The organism is Ruminococcoides intestinale (assembly GCF_040095935.1).
Taxonomy (GTDB): domain Bacteria; phylum Bacillota; class Clostridia; order Oscillospirales; family Acutalibacteraceae; genus Ruminococcoides; species Ruminococcoides intestinale.
This window is the reverse complement of sequence record NZ_JBBMFQ010000002.1, coordinates 238,851-262,065: the sequence shown is the minus strand read 5'-3', so window position 1 is coordinate 262,065 and position 23,215 is coordinate 238,851. Positions and strand designations below refer to the sequence as shown.

Annotated in this window: 14 protein-coding genes; 1 reads left to right on the top strand and 13 read right to left on the bottom strand. The window is 42.3% G+C overall.

The features are described from left to right. Window positions 1-330 precede the first annotated feature (330 nt). The 7 genes from nifJ to mgtE all read right to left on the bottom strand — a co-directional run bounded on the left by nifJ (window position 331) and on the right by mgtE (window position 10,973). Entirely contained in the window at window positions 331-3,891 is a 3,561-nt protein-coding gene (gene nifJ / locus WMO31_RS04895) for a pyruvate:ferredoxin (flavodoxin) oxidoreductase (protein ID WP_021883784.1), read from the bottom strand. A gap of 344 nt (window positions 3,892-4,235) precedes the next feature. Further along, window positions 4,236-4,556 carry an HAD-IA family hydrolase gene (locus tag WMO31_RS04890; RefSeq protein ID WP_252967938.1) on the bottom strand — a complete coding sequence of 107 codons (321 nt, stop codon included), beginning with the start codon at window positions 4,554-4,556 and terminating at the stop codon, window positions 4,236-4,238. 33 nt (window positions 4,557-4,589) lie between these two features. Next, window positions 4,590-5,006: an MJ0042-type zinc finger domain-containing protein gene (locus WMO31_RS04885; RefSeq protein ID WP_187299904.1), complete on the bottom strand. Its 417-nt coding sequence runs from the start codon at window positions 5,004-5,006 to the stop codon at window positions 4,590-4,592. A gap of 109 nt (window positions 5,007-5,115) precedes the next feature. After that, window positions 5,116-7,530 (bottom strand): homocysteine S-methyltransferase family protein, encoded by a 2,415-nt coding sequence (locus WMO31_RS04880; RefSeq protein ID WP_117950104.1) that lies wholly within the window; start codon window positions 7,528-7,530, stop codon window positions 5,116-5,118. After that, the gene (locus WMO31_RS04875) at window positions 7,508-8,152 is read right to left on the bottom strand and encodes a vitamin B12 dependent-methionine synthase activation domain-containing protein (protein ID WP_015523117.1); all 645 of its coding nucleotides are present in this window, start codon (window positions 8,150-8,152) and stop codon (window positions 7,508-7,510) included. The genes WMO31_RS04880 and WMO31_RS04875 overlap by 23 nt, the downstream gene beginning before the upstream one ends. Beyond that, window positions 8,149-9,009: a methylenetetrahydrofolate reductase [NAD(P)H] gene (gene metF / locus WMO31_RS04870; RefSeq protein WP_367999313.1), complete on the bottom strand. Its 861-nt coding sequence runs from the start codon at window positions 9,007-9,009 to the stop codon at window positions 8,149-8,151. Before metF ends, WMO31_RS04875 begins: the two co-directional genes overlap by 4 nt. Window positions 9,010-9,605: 596 nt before the next feature. Beyond that, window positions 9,606-10,973 carry a magnesium transporter gene (gene mgtE / locus WMO31_RS04865; RefSeq protein ID WP_015523115.1) on the bottom strand — a complete coding sequence of 456 codons (1,368 nt, stop codon included), beginning with the start codon at window positions 10,971-10,973 and terminating at the stop codon, window positions 9,606-9,608. Between the two features lie 423 nt (window positions 10,974-11,396). Here mgtE and WMO31_RS04860 point away from each other — a divergent pair, with 423 nt between their 5' ends. Continuing rightward, window positions 11,397-12,038, top strand: a complete 642-nt coding sequence (locus WMO31_RS04860; RefSeq protein WP_303806687.1) for a hypothetical protein — start codon at window positions 11,397-11,399, stop codon at window positions 12,036-12,038. 505 nt (window positions 12,039-12,543) lie between these two features. On the opposite strand, the gene WMO31_RS04855 is transcribed toward WMO31_RS04860, so the two are convergent. The 6 genes from WMO31_RS04855 to WMO31_RS04830 all read right to left on the bottom strand — a co-directional run bounded on the left by WMO31_RS04855 (window position 12,544) and on the right by WMO31_RS04830 (window position 23,051). Beyond that, window positions 12,544-13,452, bottom strand: coding sequence for a dockerin type I repeat-containing protein (locus WMO31_RS04855; protein ID WP_303806688.1), 909 nt, complete (start codon window positions 13,450-13,452; stop codon window positions 12,544-12,546). A gap of 182 nt (window positions 13,453-13,634) precedes the next feature. Further along, entirely contained in the window at window positions 13,635-14,543 is a 909-nt protein-coding gene (locus WMO31_RS04850; protein WP_367999312.1) for a dockerin type I repeat-containing protein, read from the bottom strand. A 239-nt stretch (window positions 14,544-14,782) separates the two neighbouring features. After that, window positions 14,783-15,571, bottom strand: coding sequence for a class C sortase (locus tag WMO31_RS04845; protein WP_304016731.1), 789 nt, complete (start codon window positions 15,569-15,571; stop codon window positions 14,783-14,785). Further along, window positions 15,564-16,508: a class C sortase gene (locus WMO31_RS04840; protein WP_367999311.1), complete on the bottom strand. Its 945-nt coding sequence runs from the start codon at window positions 16,506-16,508 to the stop codon at window positions 15,564-15,566. Before WMO31_RS04840 ends, WMO31_RS04845 begins: the two co-directional genes overlap by 8 nt. Before the next feature lie 510 nt (window positions 16,509-17,018). Next, the gene (locus tag WMO31_RS04835; protein WP_367999310.1) at window positions 17,019-18,416 is read right to left on the bottom strand and encodes a SpaH/EbpB family LPXTG-anchored major pilin; all 1,398 of its coding nucleotides are present in this window, start codon (window positions 18,414-18,416) and stop codon (window positions 17,019-17,021) included. Window positions 18,417-18,602: 186 nt separating this feature from the next. Continuing rightward, window positions 18,603-23,051, bottom strand: coding sequence for a DUF7601 domain-containing protein (locus WMO31_RS04830; RefSeq protein WP_367999309.1), 4,449 nt, complete (start codon window positions 23,049-23,051; stop codon window positions 18,603-18,605). Window positions 23,052-23,215 lie beyond the last annotated feature (164 nt).

Genomic DNA, 23,215 nt, shown 5'->3' with positions numbered 1-23,215 from the left:
CGGATATCATTCGCCCGCAAGCAACGGTACAGACTACATATTAATACAAATTTTATAAATGCTGCAAAGCAACTGTAATAATGTATGGATGAACCGTGTTCGCCCATACAGATTTGTACAAACATTGCATACCTACACTCGGGCATATTCACTCTCTCATTAACAAGACTGTCTTCCCGAAAGGACTGCGGTGGCACACCGCTGACCATAATTTTCAATTTTCCATTTTACATTTTCAATTAAAAAGAATCTCCCGAACACGGCAAATGCCATATTCGGGAGAATTTTTTATTTATTCACATATTCACTTTGTACAAGCTTTAGCCAAAATTATTCGGCATCGGGAAGACTTGCAAGCTTTTCAAGGTGAGCATACTTATCAGCAGCAACCTTTTCAGCCTTTTCAAAGAGTTTTTCTGCTCTTTCGGGGAATGAACGAGTGAGTGAGTTATAACGAACTTCGCCCATGATGAAGTCACGATATGATGCAGAAGGAGCTTTACCGTCAAGCATGAACGGATTCTTTCCTTCGTCTGCAAGACGAGGATCGTAACGGAAGATGTTCCAGTAACCTGCCTCAACAGCCTTTTTCTCCTCAAGCTGAGCAATGCCCATGCCGCCCTTGATGCCGTGGTTGATACACGGAGCGTAGCAGATTACGAGTGACGGACCGTTGTAGCTTTCAGCCTCAACCATAGCCTTGAGAACCTGATTGTTGTCAGCACCCATAGCGCACTGTGCAACATAAACATAGCCGTAGCTCATTGCGATAGCGGCAAGGTCTTTCTTCTTAACAGCCTTACCTGCAGCGGCAAACTGTGCAACCGAACCTACAGGAGTAGCCTTTGAAGCCTGACCGCCTGTGTTAGAATAAACCTCAGTATCGAATACGAGGATATTAACATTTTCGCCTGATGCGATTACATGGTCAAGACCGCCGAAACCGATATCGTAAGCCCAACCGTCACCGCCGAAGATCCACATTGACTTCTTAGCGAGTTCGTCCTTGTCAACGAGTGTTTTCTTAACAAGTTCGCCAACCTTTGCGTCCTCTGTGTTCTTTTCGAGTTCAGCGATAAGAGCGTCTGTTGCAGGACGGCTTGAAGTTGAATCTGTTACTGTGTCGAGATAGTTCTGGCAAGCTGTCTTGAGGTCAGCGCTGTCTGTATCCTTCTGAATACCCTCAACATACTCGATAAGTCTGTTGCGGATAGCCTTCTGACCGAGAGCCATACCAAGACCAAACTCTGCGTTATCTTCAAAGAGTGAGTTCTGCCAAGCAGGACCGTAACCCTTCTTATTCTTTGTATAAGGTGTTGCAGGAGCAGATGCACCCCAAATTGATGAACAGCCTGTTGCGTTAGCGATAAACATTCTGTCACCGAAAAGCTGTGTAACAAGCTTTGCATACGGTGTTTCACCGCAGCCTGCGCAAGCGCCTGAGAATTCAAGCAACGGCTGTTTGAACTGACTGCCCTTAACTGTAGTGAACTTGAACTTCTCGTGAACTTCAGGCTTATCTTCAAGTGTGAGAGCGTAGTCAAATACTGCCTGCTTAGGACGCTGTGAATCGATTGACTGCATTGTGAGAGCCTTAGCGCCCTTCTTACCCGGACAAACCTGAGCACAAGCGCCGCAACCCGTACAGTCGAGTGTTGAAACTGTCATTACAAAGTTGAGGTCCTTGAGTCCCATCATCGGGAGGCTCTTTGTACCCTCGGGAGCTTTTGCAAGCTCATCGGCTGTCATGGCAACAGGACGAATTACAGCGTGAGGACATACGATTGCACATCTGTTACACTGAATACAGTTTTCAGGATTCCATTCGGGAACATCAACTGCGATACCTCTCTTTTCATAAGCGGCAGAACCGTTAGGAGCAGTACCGTCAACATGATCCATAAATGTTGAAACAGGGAGCTTATTACCCTTATACGCATTTACAGGCTTGAGGATTTCGTTTACATACTCAACGAGAGCACCGTTACCCTCTGCCTTGTCGGCAACTGAATTATCGACAGCGTTAGCCCAATCAGCAGGAATTTCAACCTTCTTGAGGTCTTCCATACCACGGTCGATAGCGGCGTAGTTCATATCTACGATAGCCTGACCTTTCTTCATGTATGACTTCTTAGCGGCAGCCTTCATAAGCTCCTTAGCCTTGTCGGCAGGAATGATATCTGCAATCTTGAAGAATGCTGACTGAAGAACTGTGTTGATACGACCGCCGAGACCGATTTCCTTACCGATCTTGATACCGTCAATTGTGTAGAAGTTGATGTGTCTTTCAGCGAGAATCTTCTTCATCTTACCCGGGAGACGCTCGGAAAGCTCTTCTGTATCCCATGGGCAGTTAAGAAGGAATGAACCGCCTTCTTTAAGGTCATCAACAATATCGTACTTGTCAACATAAGACGGATTGTGACAGGCAACAAAGTCTGCCTTTGAAATGTAGTATGTTGACTTAATTGGAGTTTTACCGAAACGAAGGTGAGAAACTGTAAGACCGCCCGACTTCTTTGAGTCATATGCAAAGTAGCCCTGAGCATACATATCGGTGTTATCGCCGATAATCTTGATTGAGTTTTTGTTAGCACCGACAGTACCGTCAGCACCAAGACCCCAGAACTTACAGCTGTGTGTACCCTTCGGAGTTGTATCGGGATTTTCAACAATCGGAAGTGAGAGGTTTGTAACATCATCAACAATGCCGATTGTAAATCTTCTCTTAGGTGTTTCGCTTTCAGCGTTTCTGTAAACAGCGATGATGTCGCCGGGTGTTGTATCCTTTGAACCAAGACCGTATCTGCCTGTGTAAACCTTTACACCTGCAAAGTCCGAACCGTTGATAGCGGCGAGAACATCAAGATAAAGAGGTTCGCCGATTGAACCGGGTTCCTTTGTTCTGTCAAGAACAGAGATTGTCTTAACAGTCTTAGGAAGCTCTCTGAGCATATAGTCGGCAACGAAAGGTCTGTAAAGGTGAACTTTAAGAAGACCGACCTTTTCGCCTGCAGCATTGAGGTAATCGACAACTTCTTCCGTACAGTCACAAACAGAACCCATAGCAACGATAACATGCTCTGCATCCTCTGCACCGTAGTAGTTGAACGGCTTGTAGTCAGTGCCGATTTTAGCATTAACCTTGTCCATGTACTTAACAACAACTTCGGGAACTGCGTCATAATACTTGTTACAAGCTTCTCTTGCCTGGAAGAAGATATCGTCGTTCTGAGCAGTACCTCTTGTTACAGGATGCTCAGGGTTAAGAGCACGACGACGGAAAGCCTCAACTGCATCCCAGTTAAGCATATCGGCGAGGTCTGCGTAATCCCACTCCTCAATCTTCTGAATTTCGTGAGAAGTTCTGAAACCGTCAAAGAAATGAAGGAAAGGAACTCTGCCTTCAATAGCTGCAAGGTGAGCAACAGCGGCAAGGTCCATACATTCCTGAGGATTGTTTGAACAAAGCATTGCATAACCTGTCTGACGGCAAGCGTAGATATCTGAGTGGTCACCAAAAATAGAAAGTGCGTGGCTTGTGAGCGCACGGGCTGATACATGAATAACGCCCGGAAGGAGCTCGCCTGCCATCTTGTACATATTCGGAATCATAAGGAGCAGGCCCTGTGATGCTGTGTAAGTTGTGGTCAAAGCACCTGCTGCGAGTGAGCCGTGAACAGCACCTGATGCGCCGCCCTCCGACTGCATTTCCGTTACCTGAACCTGTCTGCCGAAAAGGTTCTTGGCACCCTGTGCCGAGAACTTGTCGGTAAGGTCAGCCATTACGGAAGAAGGTGTAATAGGATAGATAGCCGCAACATCGGTAAACGCATAAGAAACATGAGCTACTGCGCTGTTACCATCCATAGTTTTCATTTTTCTTGCCAATGGAATCGTCCTCCTTTTTAATCAAAGCGGCAAAGGAAATGATGCCGCATAAATTTTCGATACCCGTTAATTACGCACCGTAAATCAACAAGCGATACGGATACTTTGTATCATCTTAAATTTTATCACTTAAACACCGATTTGTAAAGTGTTTTACACAAGAAATTCAAAGCATGATATATATTTTTGTTTCGTTTTTTACAAAAAAGTTTTTTATATTTACTTGTTCCTGTCAAAATACTTTGTTGTTGATTTTTTAAAAATCAATAACAAAGGTTTTGGTTATTTGTACAAACGGTTGCAATACTACGCTCGGGCATAATATGTTTTTTGACATTTACAAACTATCTGCACGAATTGGGAACCATAACCGTGGTCATACCTGCGGCGTGTGCAGATTTTATGCCGTTAATGCTGTCCTCAAACGCAACGCAGTCCACCGGCTCAAGTCTGATTATAACTGAATTGAGAAAGGTCAAAAGTGTATATGACGAGCCGACTGCCGCAAGGGTATTATCGCCCACATATTTTCCGACCATCCATGTATCGGCAAGGTTGTAAAACTGCTGAAACACATTGCCGAGCATAAGCGGTACTGCAAAAGACCACAGGCCGCCTGTTATACTGCCCGTGGTCAAATCTCTGTTTTTATTTAGTTTTATCACAAAATCATTTCGTTGCAACCGCAGATTCTGCGGTCATATTTTTTTGTTAAATTCACTTCCGCATTTCGGACAGCGAACAGTATGATTGCCTTTTTTGTTGCGAACACGAAGCTGCGCCTTGCACACGGGGCACTTGATATAACGGTATTCCTTGCGGTCACGAATTTTCTTGAAGGTCAGTTTGAACCAACCTGTTACCGCATTGTAAATCGGAAGAAATTTTCTGTTTTCGGCACTTCTTGCAACAATGTTGCGTGAGAACATACGAAAACAGATAAGCACGATAATCAAGAGCATTATTCCGTCAATGATGTATCTTGCAACACGGTTCCACACAAAAATATTCACGAACCACAGTATAAGCAACAGCACCCAGAGTGCATTGTTGAGCTTATCCGTGCCGTATCTGCCCTGCATAAAATTGGCGAATCTGTTAAATAATCCTCGCATAAAGTTCATCCTTTCCGCAAAAAGCGGTAATTACAAAAATCATCCTTCCACCATTTTATCACAGTCAGGGCATACATTCAATAAACATTTGACGATATGTGTCACTAAATCAGCCGAGAACGAGCTTTGCCGTGTCAACGCTTTCTTTTGCGTCACGGCAGTAGTAGTCAGCGCCGATTTTCATAGCGTAGTCCTTTGTAAGAACCGCACCGCCGACAAATATTGTGCATTTGCTTGAGCCGTCGGGATTCTGAAGTTCCTTACATTCTCTTACAAGCCTTATCGTGTCTTCCATACTCTTGAGGGTTGTTGTCATAAGAGCCGAAAGTCCTATCATTGTAATATTCTGTTCAACGGCAGTATCAACAATAAGCTGAGGATCAACATCACGACCGAGGTCAACAACTGTGTAGCCGTAGTTATCAAGAAGAACCTTTACAATGTTCTTGCCGATATCGTGAATGTCACCCTTTACGGTTGCCACAATAATTTTACCCTTGCTTACGGGAGTTCCGCTTGTCTTTGTAAGGTGCTTTTTAATTACATCAAAGCACTCCTGAGCTGTGTTTGCACTTTGGATAAGCTGTGGAAGGAAGATTTTATTCTTTTCAAAATCTTCACCCACTCTGTCAAGTGCAGGGATAAGCATTTCGTTTACAACCTGCATTGCATCGGTTGTTTCAAGAAGCTTTGCGGTTGCGGCTGCACCTTCGTTTTTAAGTCCGTTATAAACAGCCGCAAAAATATCAACATTGCTGTCTGCCTTTTTAACGGGAGCAGCAGGAACAGCATCGTTATATGCGTTGATAAATTCAAGCGAGTTCTTGTCAATGCCGTTAAGCACACGGAATGCTCTTACAGCACCTGTCATCGACTCAACATTTGGGTTGATAATCGGCAAATCAAGTCCCTGTTCCATAGCCATTGTAAGGAAAGTTCTGTTGACAAGCTCACGGTTCGGAAGTCCGAAAGAAATGTTTGAAACACCGAGACAGGTTTTACAGCCGAGTTCCGTTTTTACTCTGTGCAAGGCCTCAAGAGTCTGACGGCAAGCCGCCTGTTCTGCGGAAACCGTAAGAGTAAGACAGTCGATATATACATCTTTTCTGTCAATGCCGACAGCCTCGGCTCTTTCAACAATTCGTTTTGCAATCTCAAATCTGCCCTCGGCGGTTTTCGGAATACCGTTTTCGTCAAGTGCAAGTCCGACAACAGACGCACCGTACTTTTTGACAAGAGGAAGAACCGTTGCAAGGCTCTGTTCCTCACCGTTTACGGAGTTCAGAATCGGTTTTCCGTTGTAGTAGCGGAGTCCGGCCTCAATAACCTCGGGCTTTGTGGAGTCAATCTGGAGCGGAACATCACACACACTCTGAATAGCCTTGAGAACACGCACCATCATCTTTTTTTCGTCAATTTCGGGATGACCTACATTGACATCAAGAATTTCCGCACCGCCCTGAACCTGACTGAGAGCCTGAGTGAGGATATAGTCAATATTATTTTCAACAAGCGCCTGCTTGAACAGCTTTTTGCCTGTGGGGTTAATTCTTTCGCCGATAATTCTCGGACCGTTGATTTCGACAACCGTCGTTGAACTGCAAACGGTTGTGTCAACGCTCTTTGTCTGAGGCTGATATTCTTTGTCGGCAACCTCCGACTTAATTTTTGCAATATAATCGGGATTCGTTCCGCAGCATCCGCCGATAACCTTAACGCCGTATTTGAGGAGTGAACAAACGCACTCGGCAAATTTGTCGGGCATAATGTTGTACTCGTTGCTGTTAGGATCGGGCAAACCTGCGTTAGCCTTGATTACAAGGGGAAGATTTGTGTATTTCGACATCTCAGAAACAACGGGTTCAAGCTCATCCGGACCGAGTGAACAGTTGACACCGAGAGCGTCAACACCGAGTCCCGTAAGAGTGACAGCCGCACAGGCAGGGGATACACCCGTAAATGTTCGTCCGTTTCTCTCAAAAGTCATTGTTGTGAGGATAGGCTTATCGCAGTTTTCTTTTGCGGCAAGGACTGCGGCTTTAAGCTCGTAAAGGTCGGTCATTGTTTCAAAAACTATGACATCGGCATCTTTACCGGCAAGAATCTGCTGTTTGTAATACTCATAAGCCTCGTCAAATTTCATTGAACCGGCAGGTTCAAGCAACTGACCTATCGGACCGATATCAAGGGCAACGAGGGCGTCTGTACCCTCAACGGCTTTTCTTGCAATCTTAACACCGGCACCGATGATTTCTTCAACGCTGTAACCGCTGTCCTGAAGCTTGTAGGCATTTGCACCGAAGGTGTTTGCGTACACAATGTCAGATCCGGCATCAATATACCTCCTGTGAAAGCTCTCAATAAGCTCGGGGTGAGTAATGTTCAGCACCTCGGGCACATGGTCGTACTTTACACCGCTTTTCTGAATGAGAGTTCCTGTTGCACCGTCAAGCAAAATAAAATTCTTTTGGTTGAGATATTCACTAAAGTTTGAAAAATTCTTAAACACCACAATGTTCCCCATTTCTTCTGAAGCGACATTTGCCTTTCATACTGCAAATTGCACACCCTCGTTTTCTTCGTTCAATCGGATTGTCTGAAATTCCGAGAACCGCCGTAACCGACTTTGACGGGACAAGCAGACAGCTGTCGCCTGTTGTAAGACCTATTTTTCTCGGAGCGTCAAGTATTCTCAGATACTCCTTCTGCATCTCAATAGGATAGTCCCCATAGCCGGGGCTGAAACGGAAGGTCATATACTTTCCGCTGTATTTTTCGGCAAGGATTTCGTCAACCTTTTGACACACCTGTTCAACGGCAACGCTTGCAAAGCTGTCAAGCACAACCGCCCTTGCCATATCGGAAATCTGACTTATACGGATAAGCTTGTCAATTTCCGAACCGATTGTCGCACACATCATAACGGCTGTGTGGCAACCCTCAAGGTGCTTTTTTATATCATTGCCGAGTAAAATATCGTCAAACGGAGCTTTGCGTTCAACATAGAGAAATCTCGGCTCTGCTGTTTTCAGTATTTCTTTTTCGCATTCATCCATCAGCACATCCATGCGGTAATTAAGGCTGATTCCTGCACCGCCGAGGTAGCGTATAGCCTCTTTGCGGTTTAATCTGTCAAGCGTTATCATAAAAGACTTGACACCGCCTCCGTAATTTTTCTTGCAACATACGGGTTGTTCATTGTGTAGAGGTGGATGCCGTCAACACCGTGTGCGATAAGGTCAACAATCTGGTCAACCGCATATGCAATGCCTGCGTCACGCAAAGCCTCGGGTCTTGTATCATACTTCTGCATAATCTTTGCAAATTTTGCAGGAAGGCTTGCACCGCACATTGAAACCATTCTTTCAATCTGACTTTTGCTTGTTACAGGCATAATACCTGCCTCAATCGGAACATTCACGCCTGCAATCTTCGCTCTTTCAAGGAAGCGATAGTAAACGGAGTTGTCAAAGAAAAGCTGTGAAATAAGATGGCTTGCACCCGACTCAACCTTTTTGCGAAGGTTGTGAATGTCCTCAACCTCATCGGTTGCCTCGCTGTGAACCTCGGGATAACAAGCACCGGCAATGTCAAAATCACCCTGTGACGCAATATATCTGCATAAATCGCTTGCATAAGTGAAATCCTTCTGCGGTTCAACACCTTCAACCATGTCACCACGGAGTGCGAGAATATTCTCAATGCCGTTCTCTTTAAAAAGCGCAAGGTTGCGGTCAATATCAGCCTTTGTGCTGTTAATGCAGGTGAGGTGTGCCACGGATTCAACTCCGAAATCTCTCTTGATTTTTGTTGCGATTTCACAGGTACGGCTCTTTGAACCGCTGCCGCCTGCGCTGTATGTTACGCTGATGAAGTCAGGCTTTAAAGCCGAAATTTCTTCAAGCTTGCCGTAAACCGATTCAATCGGAGAGGTCTTTTTAGGCGGAAATACCTCAAAAGAAAAAACTGTTTTTCCGCTGTTAAATAAATTGCTTATTTTCATATATAAACACCTCGGTAATGGTTTTGTTAAACTTGATTAATTATAGCATAAATAATTTTTGCATACAATACTGTTTTGGTGGGTTTTGTCGTTTAAGGCTATCATTTTTTTGGAAGTTTGGGTATAAGCAAAAATTATATCAAAGAGTTTTATAATAATTATAATTTTGTTAACAAACCAAATTCACCATTATACTGTAGGGGCGTTCATTGGACGCCCGCAAGTAACGACACAATTTTTTTGATAAAAATAAACCATATAAATGAGATACAATTACCTAAATGATGTAGGGGAGAACCGTGTTCTCCCGTTAGCAATGGTACAAATTTGATGTCAAATCACATTATATAAAAATCACAAAGTTACTGATATTTTGTAGTGGCGAACCTCGTTCGCCGCTACAGACTATACATGGCTTTCATTACATCAAAAAATTTTTATTATTTATTAAACATAATATTCTATCAAGGTGGGCGTCCAATGAACGCCCCTACTGATTAAACAAAAACGGTCGGGAAACAATGATTTGCATTTTGCAAACTGTCTTCCCGACCGCAATTTTCAATTTTCAACTTTCAACTTTCAATTTTAAAAAATCACAGATGCAAAATCAACTTTGCAACGCCGAAATAGATAAGCAATGAAAGCGAGTCGCAGACTGTTGAAATGAGCGGATTCGCCATAACGGCAGGGTCAAAGCCGACCTTGCTTGCCAAAAGAGGCAGACTGCTGCCGACAAGCTTTGCCATAATAATTGTGCCGACAAGCGTAAGCGAAATTACAAGGGCAATCATAAATGCGTTTTCCTGACCGTTGAGATCAAACAAAAGCAGTTTTACAAAGTTTGCCGCCGCAAGGGTAATACCGCAAAGAATTGACACCCTGAATTCTTTCCACAGCACAAGAAAAATGCTCCTGAAATGAATTTCACCGAGCGACAACGCACGGATTACGGAAACCGACGCCTGAGAACCTGCGTTACCGCCCGAACCCGTAATCATCGGGATAAACGATGAGAGAATCAAAACATTTGCAAGCACAGCCTCAAATGATGAGATAATCGCACTTGTAAAGGTTGCCGAAAGCATGAGTATGAGCAGCCACGGCGCTCTCTTTTTGTACAGACCGAAAACGCTTGTTTTCATATACGGTTTGTCAGACGGCAATACGGCTGCCATCTTTTCGATATCCTCGGTAGCCTCTTCCTGAATAACATCAATAGCATCGTCAATTGTTACGATACCGACAAGTCGGTTTTCGTTATCAACAACAGGAAGAGCAAGGAAGTTATAGTTTGAGAACATCTGGGCAACCTGCTCCTGATCAGCAAGAGTAGTTACCGAGATAACATTTTCCTCCATAATCGACTTTACAAGCTCGTCATCTTCGGCAAGCAAAAGGTCTTTTACGGTAGTAATACCGATAAGCTTGTTGTTGGCATCGGTTACATAGCAGGTGTAGATTGTTTCCTTGTCAACACCTGTTCTTCTGATTCTTTTAATAGCCATTTCAGCCGTCATATCGGGACGAAGCACAATAAACTCGGTTGTCATAATCGAGCCTGCGCTGTCCTCGGGATATTTCAAAAGCTCGTTAATCTGCTTTCTCATATCCTTGTCGGCCTGTCTTAAAATACGCTTTACAACATTGGCAGGCATTTCCTCAATAAGGTCAACGGCGTCATCGACAAATAACTCATCGACAACCTCTTTCAGTTCGCTGTCGCTGAAGCCGTGGATAAGGAATTCCTGAGTTTCGTCATCCATTTCGACAAAGGTTTCCGCCGCAAGCTCCTTTGGCAGAATACGAAACAGAATCGGCATTTTTTCATCCTGTAGATTTTCAAAAACCGCCGCAATGTCAAACGGTTTCATCGTAATCAAAATGTCACGCAAAGTGCTGAACTTTTTGTCATCAAGCAACACTTTGATAGTTTCGGTAAGGGTTACGTTAACCTGTTCCATCATCTTTTCCTCCTTTTTAATTCAATTGGAAGTAAAGACGGTGTCACCCTGAGTATTAAATTAAATCAATTCAAATTAAAATAAAAATACAAAGCAAAATCAATAAAACAAAATGAACGCACAAGCGCACATTCTGTTGCAACTTCGCCCGGGTACAGCGCCTTTATTACCGTCTGCGTCCATTAAGTTTTCACCTCATTCGCATTTAAATTCGGGCAAAAGCCCGTACATATTTATTTTATTCTTTTTTATGTCCGATGTCAACGGATTTATCCGCTAAAAATCCACTTTGCAAACATTTTACATTATCCTCTGTAACAGCTTGGTAACTCGGTATAATATTTCTTGCTTTTTTAAGTGTATCAATGTATAATAAATATGCATGATTTAAAATAAAATTTCAAAGATTGGAGATTAACCGTTATGACAGATATGGTTAAAAAATATGTTCCCTATGCGGTAATAATTTTGCTTGTTTATATGCTGTTGCCGCTTGTGTTTATTCCGGGCGCAATGCAGAAGTTTTCACCCGTTGCATATGACTTTGTGTTCCCGATTACAGCAATCAGCTGTTCGGCACACTACTGCTCAAAACACGGACTTGACTTTCTCTTTGCTCTCATTGCGCCGATTATTTATCTTCCGAGCATGCTCATCTACAACGGCGGATTTTCTTCTGGCACACTTTCAACAAACCTTATTCTCCTCGTAGTTTATCTTGTTGCCGGAATTTTCGGACTTTTCCTCGGCGACCTTGCTTTCGGTGACAAGCGCCGTCAGAAAGAAAAGGCAGAACAGGAAGAAGCAGAGGAAATGCTTCTTGAGGCAAAGCGCCGTGAAAAGGAAGAGCTTGAGAACATGACTTCATCAAGCAAAAAGTCCGAAAGAAAAGCACCTTACAGACAGGAACGCAAGCCTGCACGCAGACCGTCGCCTGCACCGCAGAAAACCGAAACAGCAGATGACGATGATTTTGATTATGACAAGTACCTTTCCGGTATTGACAGAAAGCAAGATCCGAACGAAAGCGAAATTGACGATATCTTAAACGAATACAGACACTAACGGCGAGCCGCCGTTCCCAGTTCGTGCAGATAGTATTTATAAGGGCGAAAATAAAATACCCGAGCAGAACTCTATAACTAAAAATGTAAAATTAAAGTCGGGAAGACAATTTGCGAAATGCAAAGCATTGTCTTCCCGACTGTTTTTGTTTAATCAGCAGGGGCGTTCATCGGACTCCCACCTTGATTGAATTTTATGTTTAAACATGATTATGTGATGTTATGGAAGTTGTGTATGATTTTGTAGGGAAGAACCGTATTCTCCCGCACGGCGAGCCGCCGTTCCCGATTCGTGTAGATAGTTTGTAATATAAAAAACATATCATGCCCGAGCGTAGCATTGCAATTTTTCGCACAATCCCGTAGGGGCGTTCATTGGACGCCCGCCAAGTAATGACAGAAAATTTATGATAAAAATAAACTGTATAAATGAGATACAGAATTGCAATTACTTTGTAACATTTATATCATTTAAATTACAATATTATTTATACCATTATTTTTGTTTAAATCAACCCAACGATATACTTCTGAATCAAGGTTGCGTCAACAACACTGATTTCACCGTCATGGTTTACATCGCTGTTAAAAAGCTGAGTCTTGCCGAATTCTACAATACCTGCAACATATTTCTGAACAGATGTTGCATCTCCAACCGTAATGTTTCCGTCTGGATATGCATCACCGCAAGTCAGGCAGTTCAATTTGCCACCAATCGTTGTTTTACACTCTGCGCCGTTTTTAAGTCTGCAATATTTATAAGCCATAAGGCCCGTATCCTCGCCAAGCTGTCTTGAAATATAAAACTCCGCATAGCCGTTCTTATCGGGGACAAAAGATGTTACCGCACCTCCGCTGACAAAATATGCGCCCGAGGTTGCATAGCAAGGTTTGCCGCTGCTGTCTGTACCGAAATCCTCATATGTAAAGTCAAAATTCTTGTATGTGCCATCGCTGAGTTTTCCGGTCATTGTGCCATCATCATTAAAGACATCAGGAAAATAGTCGGAGAGTTTAATCCTCATCTTAACATATTCTCCGCCTGTTGAATCATAATTGAATTTCATACCCGTATTACCAAAATAACGATTATCCGCTGTTATCATATGGCGAGTAAATTCCTGATTTTTCGGGAGATTTACAAACTTCGGTGCATCAATACAGTCCTTAAACATCACGCTGTACTTTTGATAATCCGTTGATATGAACATTGCCCCGAAATTCTTTGCCGTATTTTCGGTATATCCCGTTGTTGTAACAAAAAGCTGATTGTTTGAGATTTTCTGCGTTGTACCTGTAACTTCAAAGTCCTTGCGATCTTCATACTCGCTTACCGCACCTGTCATAAGAACCGAACCGACGGTAAGCACACCGCACATTGCAGTTGCAGTTATTTTTTTAATTATATTTTTCATTGTTTTTCCTCTTTCTATCAGTAGGGGCGCTCATTGGACGCCCGATTTGATTGAATTTTATGTTTTCGCAAAATCAGTTGATGTTATGGAAGTTGTGTGTAATTGGCGACATATATATAATCTGTCTTATCAAAAAGATTGTACCATTACTTCGTCAGTTTGCTTTTACATGAAATTTTTATTTAACTCAACCCAACGATATACTTCTGAATCAAGGTTGCGTCAACAACACTGATTTCACCGTCATGGTTTACATCGCTGTTAAAAAGCTGAAGCTTGTCAAAGTCCTCAATACCTGCAACATATTTTTGAACAAGCGTTGCATCAGTAACAGAAATGTATCCGTTTAAATCCGTATCACCGCAAGTTAAACCGACCAGAGTATCTCCGATTATTCCGTAATCGCAATGAGCGCCGTCTTTAAGTCTGCAATAGCGGTATGACATTACTTTTGTATCTACACCAAGCTGTCTTGAAACATATATTTCAGCATAGCCGTCCTTATCGGGAGCAAAGGATGTTACCGCACCTCCACTTGTCGCATATGCGCCGGATTCCGCATAGCAATTAACACCGATGCTGTCAGTTCCGAAATCTTCGTATGTAAAATCAAAATCCTTGTAAGAACCGTCGCTAAGCTCAGAAGTCATTGTTCCGTTTTCATTGAACAGACGGGAAAAATCGGAAAGCTTAATTTTCACCTTGACATATTCACCGCCTGTTTTGTCAAACTGATAGAATGTCTGAACATTACCGAAATAACTGTGCCCCTGCGTCATCATATATTTTACAAATTTTTCGCCCTTTGGAAGATTTACAAATTTCGGTGCATTGATACAATCCTTAAACCATATATCGTAATCCTTTTCTTCAGTTGTTTGGAACTTTGCACCGAAATTTTTATCGGTATTTTCAGTGTATCCCGTTGTTGACACAAAAAGCTGATTGTTTGAGATTTTCTGCGTTGTACCTGTAACTTCAAAGTCCTTGTGATTTTCATCCTCGCTTACCGCACCTGTCATAAGAACCGAACCGACGGTAAGCACACCGCACATTGCGATTGCAGATATTTTTTTAATTATATTTTTCATTGTTATCCTCCGTGTTTGTAATTTTATCCGCAAATTTGTTCATACTTGTCTAAGTTTATCAATCTATTTTTCTTATGTCAATAATTTTAAAATAAATTCGGCATTTACGGCAATATATGCGTATTTTTCCCGATATTAATTATTACAAAATGACAGACAAAATACTCGGTCATTTCTGTTTTAAACAATTGGTCTTTAAACAAAAAAACAGGCTGCACCGTGATGCAGTCTGCTGTAAATTATGACGCACGCTCACATATTACATAGTAACGGTCAAAACCGCCGTTGCCGTCACTTATGCAGGTAAACATCGTGAGCAAATCTCTGTCCTTCTGCAAATAGCAGTCGCCCGATTCGCTCGGCTTATTGACTTTGGTTTCAACTACCTTGTAATTGAGTGTATCCCAATAATTTGTGATTGAAACCCTGTCACCGATTTTGAGGTTGCGGAGGTTGTCAAAAAAAATTCGACCGATGTATCCCGTGTGACCTGCAAGGACTGCGTTTGTATTCTTACCGCCGATCGGCAATGATGTTGCACTCATATGTGCCGCACCGTAGCTCATATTTGAGCTGTTCGCACCGAGGTAAATCGGCAAACGCATATTTATTGTTTCGGCGGTAACATAGCCGTAAATGCCGTCGGTTATGCCGTAATCTTCAAGATTGACGGCAGCCTGTGAATAGGTATCATTGCGGAGCATTTCATACTGGTTTGTTTCAAGTTTTTTGTTGTAGGCAACGCTGTCATTGAAAAGTCTGTCGAGATCAGCCTTGAAAACAACGGGCTGTTTGGAGGTACGCTTGCCTTCCCTGTCAATTTTGTAACCATCTTCGTCAACCTTGCCGTCCTTGACCGCCTGTTCAAAAGAGCCGTCCTCAGCTTCTTCAACACGGGTATCAAAGCCGTCAGCCTCACCGTTTGAAATCTGTGTTCCGATAAAATTTGATATAGGGGGGAATGCGACAAGACCTATTCCGACAACGAGCATTGCTATTGCCACACCCGTAAGTATTTTTTTAATCATCGGAATCACCGCCCGAATTATTCTGATTTTCGTCAGCCGAGTCATCTCTCAGCCGTTTTGCACCGTTTGACTTCTTCTTTTTACGCTTGAGCAGAAATACAACCACAAACACAACAAGTGCAACAAAGCCGACAATTATGCCGATTGCGACTGCATAAGGGATTTTGTAACCGAGAAAGAATATGTAACCGTTGTCAAACTTTGCAAGCGACTCGCCCGTTTCAATATACTTTGTATCGTCATAATCGACACGCTTGCCACGCACGAGAAGTCTGTGAGTATTAATGCCGTATGGGGTACAGGTGAGGAGCGTTACAAGGTCTTCACCGTCAACAATTCGCAAGGAATTGATTTCCGAGGGAAGAACAACTTCGATTTGATCAACCTCATATTTCAGCGTTCTGTCGAGAATATGAACATAAAATTCATCGCCTACTTTCATATCAGTGAGATAATCAAAGAAAGTTTCTCCCGGAAAACCCGAATGGGCAGAAATTACGGAATGTGTGCTTGCACCGCCGACAGGCAGGGAAGTGTTTTGAAGATGCCCTGCACCTTTGGAAAGAATCTCTTCGCTTGTGCCGTGATAAATCGGCAGATAAACATTGATTTTCGGCACATCAATATAGCCGATAAGACCGTTATCATCAATATTGAGAGTTTTCTCATAATTTGCACCGATTTTCTGAAAAGCCTTTTCATCGAATGGGTCGGTAATTATCATATTATTTGAAAGGCTGTTATTGTACTTTGTCGCCTCTTCAAACATTTTTTGAGTTTTCTCACTCGGCATCTGAGCAACCCTGTCGGTGTACTCCTTAACCCTGCTTCTACTGACATAGTTATTAATTGCGGAACTGACAAGCGGATAGCTCATTATGCCGATTCCTGCAACAAATATTAAAGCTATTAGTAAAATTGACAGCTTTCGTTTCATAAAATTTTCCTTTTCTGCGTGTTTTTGTTCCGTTGTTATTATACTATATTTTACTATTTATCGCAACTGCACGGCGAGCCGCCGTTCCCTGTTCGTGTAGATAGTTTGTAATGTTAAAAAACATTTATGCCCGAGCGTAACATTACAATTGTTCTCACAAATCTGTAGCACGGTGAGCCGCCGTTCCCAGTTCGTGAAGATAGTTTGTAATGTCAAAAAACATTTATGCCCGAGCGAAAGGTTTAGTTAAATGTAAAATTGAAAATGGAAAACGGAAAATTAATGTCGGGAAGACAGTTTGTAATATAAAAAACATATTATGCCCGACTGTAAAAATGTAATGGTTTTCTCCTACAGACAATACACAATTTTCATCACATCAAAACATATTATATAAACATAAATATTCATCCGCCTCTACAGCTCTTCTGTAAATAGAACAGGGATGCGTTGCCGCATCCCCTGAAAATTACATATACCACAGATTTTAAGATAAAGATATTCGATTAATTATTTTGCTGCTTTCTTTCTCTTAAGAACAAAGAGGAGAACGCCTGCACAAGCGATAAGTGCTGCACCGCCAACATAGAACATCATTGTACCCATACCACCTGTTGAAGGAACTGTTACAGGATAATCAGGAACTTCTACCTGATTTACTGTGCTTGAATTACCGTCAACTGTAACTGTGATAACACCTGTTGTGCTAATAACAACTGTGTACTCAGAAGAGTTGAGGTTGTAACCTGCAGGGGCTACTGTCTCCTTAACCTTGTATGTACCTGCAGCGAGCTTTGCAAATGTAACATTACCGCTACTGTCTGTTGTCTTAGTGTCAATCAATGTGCCCTCTTTTGTCTTGAGTTCAAATGTTGCATTGCCAAGACCCGTCTTGTTATCTGTTGTGCCATCATACTTGAATACAGGAAGGTCGAATGTGTAAACATATACTGTTTCACCGGACTTTTCAGTCTGACCGTATACATTTGTGTATGTAAGGCTGTCGCTGTTGCTGTTGTCTGTTGCAGTGTTGCCTGAAACAGCTGTGTCCTTAAGAACTGCTGTAAGTGTTACAGTAACATCTGAACTTGCATAGAAGTCGTTTGTGCCTTCCTTAGCAGCTTTAAGATAAGACTCTGAAAGAGAAATCTTAATATCTGACTGTGATGAAGCATCTACTGTGTAATCTGAAGTTGAAAGTTTAGTGTTGTCAACCTTAACTTCTGTTACAGCAGGAGTGTCGAAGCTACCTGAAAGGTTATCGTGGATTGTGTATTCAGTAAGCGGAACTTCCTTAGAACCTGTAACTGAAGCTGTGAGCTTAAATGTTACTGTGTCGCCTGCAGAAGCAGTTGTGCTCTTAGTATCGATGTCGCCACCAACGATTTCCTTAGAAACTTCAACTGCACCTGTGTTAATCTTGAGTTCGATTGGAGCTTCTGCTGAACCCTGAGTTGTCTTTGTGCCCTCAGGAAGAGCAAAGAGAGCGCCGCCCTTTTTCTTTACGCTTGTTTCAGCAGGCTGGCCTGTAACCTTAACATAGTAAACACCTGCTTCATTTGTACCGAAGTTGTAAACATCTTCGTCAGAAGCGAATGTGTGGTCACCCTTGCTGTCTGCAAATGTTGTATTTTCGCAAGCCTCGAGAAGAGCCTTTGAATCGTTACCTGATGCATTTTTCCAAGTCTTGAGAGCTGTTTCAACAGCTGTGCCACCCTGGATTTCTGTATATTCGCCTGTTGTTGTGTCAATTTTTGCTACCTTATAAACATTTACTGTAAAGCCGTTCTTGCCCTTGATAAATGCGTTATAAGCATCGCTTGTTGCAGCGCTTGCTGAGAATGGAATCATGAGAGCGATCATCATTACTGCGAGAACTGCTGCAAAGATTTTCTTTGTAGTTTTCATTTTTCTTTCTCCTTTGTGTTTGATTTAATATATGTAATTATATTCTAACCAAATGGTTAAACGGGTTGGGGTGGCTGCATGGCGGACACCGGCTAACAACGGTGTCCGTAGCAGTCAAAGAGGTTTTCTATGAAAGAAACATATGATTAAAAAATCACCTGTTCTAACAAGTTAAATCATATTGGGTTACTTTCTGCGTCTTGCTCTGCGTTTTTTACGACCTTTTCCGTAATAGATTGCGTAACCCGTGAACATTGTCACCGCAAGTCCTGCAACCGATACACCGAGAACAAAATAACCGTTCATTCCGTCACCGCTTGCCGAAGGCATTGTAATTGCGCCGTCAACATAATCATATGTAACATCGTACTTACCCTCAACAGGAAGTGTGAAGTAGGAAAGTGTGTAGTTCGGGGTGTAACCCGCTGACGGTTTGTACTCAAACAGACAGTATGTCTGATATGTTGAAGTACCTGATATATAATTGTCGGAACTGTCGCTCCATACAACATTACCGTTTGTTTTTGTAAACTCGCCCTGACCGTCCTTGAAGATTGTCAGATTGTCAAACACAGCCTTACCGTTCCTGTCTGTATTTTTAGAAGTCATATGAGTTTTCATTGTGGCATCTTTTGTGGCATCTTTAATGATTGTATTGATATCATCTGCAGTAAAGATACCCTCACGAGATACCTTCATCACAGCAAATTCCGTATCACTTACATTACCGCCTGTCTGATTCTTCTTGTTTACTGTTGCACTTCCGTGTGTGGTTTCATTTTCAAACACGGCTTTTTCAACAGGAGAAGAATTGTTGAAGTAAGTTGCAAGCTGAGCATCGGTTTTGCCTTCAATATCTGAGTTCTTAACCTTAATATACTTAGGCGGCGTTACTTCACCGCCTTCAAGAAATTCAATCTCGGCAAGCCAGGTGTTTGTATCCATTTTATAATCGGATGCATTTTCGCCCTCGGCAAGAGCCTCGGTAATCTTAAATCTGTAAACACCCACATTGATTAAGCTGAGGTCTTTGAATTCAACCTTACCGCTTGCGTCAGGTGTTGCCGATTTCTTGGAAACTAATGCTGTGCTGTTTGTCTTGATAGTATTGCCGTCAGTATCCTGTTTTGTTGTATCCATTGATTCAAGACCTGTCAATGTATAAACGAACTTGCTGCCGCTGTAAGGCTGACCGTCAAGAGTCTTATTTACCGAAACAGCAAAGTTTGTAGGATTAACCTTATTGACAAAGTCAAGCACATTTCCTGCTTCCGCAAGAGTACCGACGAATGTACCGTTGAAACTCTGATCGCCTACTTTATAGGGAATATAACCTGTAACGGTTTTCTCTGTAATCTTATAAGTTGCACCTACAGGAATATTGAGAAGCTTAATGCTTTCGCCCTTTTTGATTGTGAACGAACCGTCCAAGGATGTACGGTAAACTGTGCTTGAATAATCACTTGCACCCTCCTCTTTGAGCTGATACTCAAGAGGATAGGTCTTGTAGTCATAGGTTGAACCGTTGCCGTCAAAGTCGAGAGCAATTGCAAATGTAAACTGCTGACTTGTGTCGTAGTCGGTTGTACCGTCTTCATCAACAACATTCTTTGAAATTTCAAGAGGTGCTGTCACTATCTTGTTGGTATAGTCGAGCTGGAGCTGTGCATAAGCACTTTCATCAGCGGGATCCGCAAGATTGAATGCCGAGTTCGTAGTTGAACCGCTCTTGATTATTGAACCGACTCTGTTGTTCACAAGTTCCCAGTTCGTTGTGTATTTAAGCTTACTGCTGTCTGTTGACTCGTCAACCGTCATATCGTTGCCGGTCTTGAATGAGTTGTCAAAGTCAGCCATATAATCATCTTTAAGTGTGAAACCGCTGTTTGAAAGAGTTTCACTGCTTGTGCTTTCGTCTGATTTTGTAAGCTTGTAGCCTTTACCGGAGGTATCATTGCCGTTCTCTTTGATTGTATAATCAAAAGTTTCATTAGCTTTGAGGTCATCTGAAATTTCAGAAACAACATCGCCTGTATCAAGTGCCTTTGTAACCTTGAGGTCATTGTTGGCAGGTGTCATTGTAAAGTTTACTGAGAAGTTAGATTCAGCCTCACCACGCTCCATATAGAATACTACCATATGGTATGTCTTGTTAGGATCAAGCTGAACACCATTGTTGATTGTCTTTGAAACTGTGCCAAGGTTTGTAGGATGTGACGAAACGTCTGCAGAATACGGAGTGCCGTCACCGTTCCACATTTTACCGTAAAGGTCTGAAAGAGTAAGCTCTTTTGTAAGCATGCCGTCCCTTATATTCTGCCACTTACAGAAGATAGCGTTTGTATTGTTGCCAAGTTTTGACTTTTTGAATTTGTAAAAACCATCTGATGTTTCATAAGGTTTTACAAAATATGCACCGTCATTAAGTGTAGCAACTTCTTTATCCTGCCAAACATTCAAACAGAAGTCTGTATAATTACCTGTCTTAACCCAAAACTCATCACTCGGAACTGTAAGTTTTGTCGACGATGATGAAGGTGAGTAGTCGGCAAATACATTGTCGGCTGTTGCGGTCATTGAATTAAAGTTAATTGAACCGCTTGCCTCTTTATGGTCACCAGCGAGGTCGAGAGCAAGCTCTGCATCAGCGCCTGTTGAATCTTCGCCGATATAAACCCAAAGGTCATCGTCACCGGTGAAGTTAAAGGTTACATCTTCGTTGTTTGCAAGTTTACCCTTTGCAGGAACTCTAAAGTCTATATCAAGTCTGATACCGAAACCATAGTCAAGGTTATCGTTAGTACCCTTGCCCGATGATGTAGCCGAAGTATTGTTGAATGGGAAAATACCATAACCGTTGGTGCCGCCGAAGCTACCCAGGTCATCGAGAATTCCATACTTCTTATCCGCACCGTAGTTAATTTTTGTAGGTGTGAGGCCGTTCCATGTGAAGTAGATGTTATCGGCTGCACTCTTTGAAGTAAATTCATAAGTAGTAACGCCTGCACTGTCAGTAGTTGTACGGAACGGGAAAGATGACTTATAAACATTGGCAACTCTTGAGCCATCATATGTAGCGGTTGAAAGTGCCTCAGCATCAAAGTAAGGAGCCTTGACACCATTTATAACCTGAAGATCGCCCTTGCTGTCAAGCCTGTTGTACATAAGACCCTGTAAGGACTGGTTATAATTACCGCCATCCCATTTCATACCGTTGGAGTTGTTTACTGCATAGTAATAGTTATCATCATAATTGTTGATGTTTGTAAGTCCTTTTGCGTGAGTCTCAAACGTTTCGTAGTGTTCATTACCCTTATACATATTGCCGAAGTAGAGAGGATACTTCCAGTCCGACTTATAGTTTAAAGCAATGTTGCTTATGTAGCTGTTGAAGTTATCAAACTGATACCAATAGTCATACATATTGCCATTACCCTGACACTGAAGATACCCTTTCTCCTGCTCCATGTCCGACCAGTAGTCAAAGTATGTTGCGTCAACGCCTACTATGTTAGGATTATTTGAGAATGAATTTTCAACAACAGCGTTATAGTCTACATTGCCTATTTCCGAGAATTTTGTCCAGCTTTCGCCTCTGGCTGTCTTAACATATGTAGCCGTGTTCTCGCTGTAGCCCAAATAATCATATCCCGAACCTGTCGGATATGAAGTTGCGGAAGATGCACCATTGAGATTAGATTTTTGCGGATGGAATCTTAAAACCGCATCTGTCGGAATTTTACCGCTGAACACCACATGACCGTTTACCGTGGTTTGTGTAAGCTCAACTGTTCCTTCATAGGCATCGTTGTAGTCAAAAGTTGCATAAACCTTTGTAAGCGACTTCCAGTCATCGTTTGAAACATAAACTGTTTTATATGTTGCCTTTGACTGTTTGTCGGGAGCTTCAACAGAAAGGTATTTACTTTCTTTGAACGAGCCGTCAGTTGTAAGATAAAATTCCGTGTCGCCCGAAGTACCCGAAAGGTCGAGAGTCTTGATGAACGGGTTAGTCCACTGACTTTTTGAGGCGTCATAAAGAGCATTATCGGTACTGTATGAATCGTTAATACTGAGGTTGCTTGTTTGTTTTTCTCCCCTGCTGTTGAAGATTACATATTTATAGGATGACTTAACATCCACATAGTAGTAATCGCTGTCCGAAGATGTGAGCTTGTTCATTGCAACACCGGGCCACTTTCCATTGCAGTCAGTATCGGTTACCCAAGAATATGCATAAGCTTCGTTATAGGTGTTACTGTTATGAAGATAGATACGACGGGAATCGCTTGCAACAGTCTTTCCAGGAAGAGTAAATTTAACCCCCGAAGAAAGCTCAATTCTTGTTGCACCGGATGGTGCAGTGGTTTCAAAAACTCCCGAAGAATTTTTGCTTACAGTACCCGTACTGAGAACCGTGCCGTCATCCTTAGCAAAACGATATGTAACAGAAGAAAAATCTTTCCATTCCTTATTCTTGGTCAGGTTAATATAAATCTTCTGTCCCGAAGATGTTGCCGCAAATACATTAAGCGACATACCCGACACGGCACATACCGAAAGCATGATGGTAAGTGCAAGCACAAGGGAAAAGCTTTTCTTTACGGTTCTGCAAAGCTTTTTACCTAATTTCATAATTTTTTCTTCTCCTTCATTGCCGATTACTTTGTTTTGGCAGTCAAAGTACAATTAAACAGGACTGCATAGAACAGTCCAATATATCTGCCAACTAATTATGAAACGTAAATTTTTGAATTTGTTCTTCTTTTTGATTTGCATACAATTATATAATATTTTAT

Coding starts and splice junctions, on each gene's coding strand:
- WMO31_RS04885 (WP_187299904.1), bottom strand. CDS start 5,006: ATGCGAGGATTATTTAACAGATTCGCCAATTTTATGCAGGGCAGATAC.
- WMO31_RS04835 (WP_367999310.1), bottom strand. CDS start 18,416: ATGAAAACTACAAAGAAAATCTTTGCAGCAGTTCTCGCAGTAATGATG.
- WMO31_RS04880 (WP_117950104.1), bottom strand. CDS start 7,530: ATGGGGAACATTGTGGTGTTTAAGAATTTTTCAAACTTTAGTGAATAT.
- WMO31_RS04840 (WP_367999311.1), bottom strand. CDS start 16,508: ATGAAACGAAAGCTGTCAATTTTACTAATAGCTTTAATATTTGTTGCA.
- mgtE (WP_015523115.1), bottom strand. CDS start 10,973: ATGGAACAGGTTAACGTAACCCTTACCGAAACTATCAAAGTGTTGCTT.
- WMO31_RS04830 (WP_367999309.1), bottom strand. CDS start 23,051: ATGAAATTAGGTAAAAAGCTTTGCAGAACCGTAAAGAAAAGCTTTTCC.
- WMO31_RS04855 (WP_303806688.1), bottom strand. CDS start 13,452: ATGAAAAATATAATTAAAAAAATAACTGCAACTGCAATGTGCGGTGTG.
- metF (WP_367999313.1), bottom strand. CDS start 9,009: ATGAAAATAAGCAATTTATTTAACAGCGGAAAAACAGTTTTTTCTTTT.
- WMO31_RS04850 (WP_367999312.1), bottom strand. CDS start 14,543: ATGAAAAATATAATTAAAAAAATATCTGCAATCGCAATGTGCGGTGTG.
- WMO31_RS04860 (WP_303806687.1), top strand. CDS start 11,397: ATGACAGATATGGTTAAAAAATATGTTCCCTATGCGGTAATAATTTTG.
- WMO31_RS04875 (WP_015523117.1), bottom strand. CDS start 8,152: ATGATAACGCTTGACAGATTAAACCGCAAAGAGGCTATACGCTACCTC.
- WMO31_RS04845 (WP_304016731.1), bottom strand. CDS start 15,571: ATGATTAAAAAAATACTTACGGGTGTGGCAATAGCAATGCTCGTTGTC.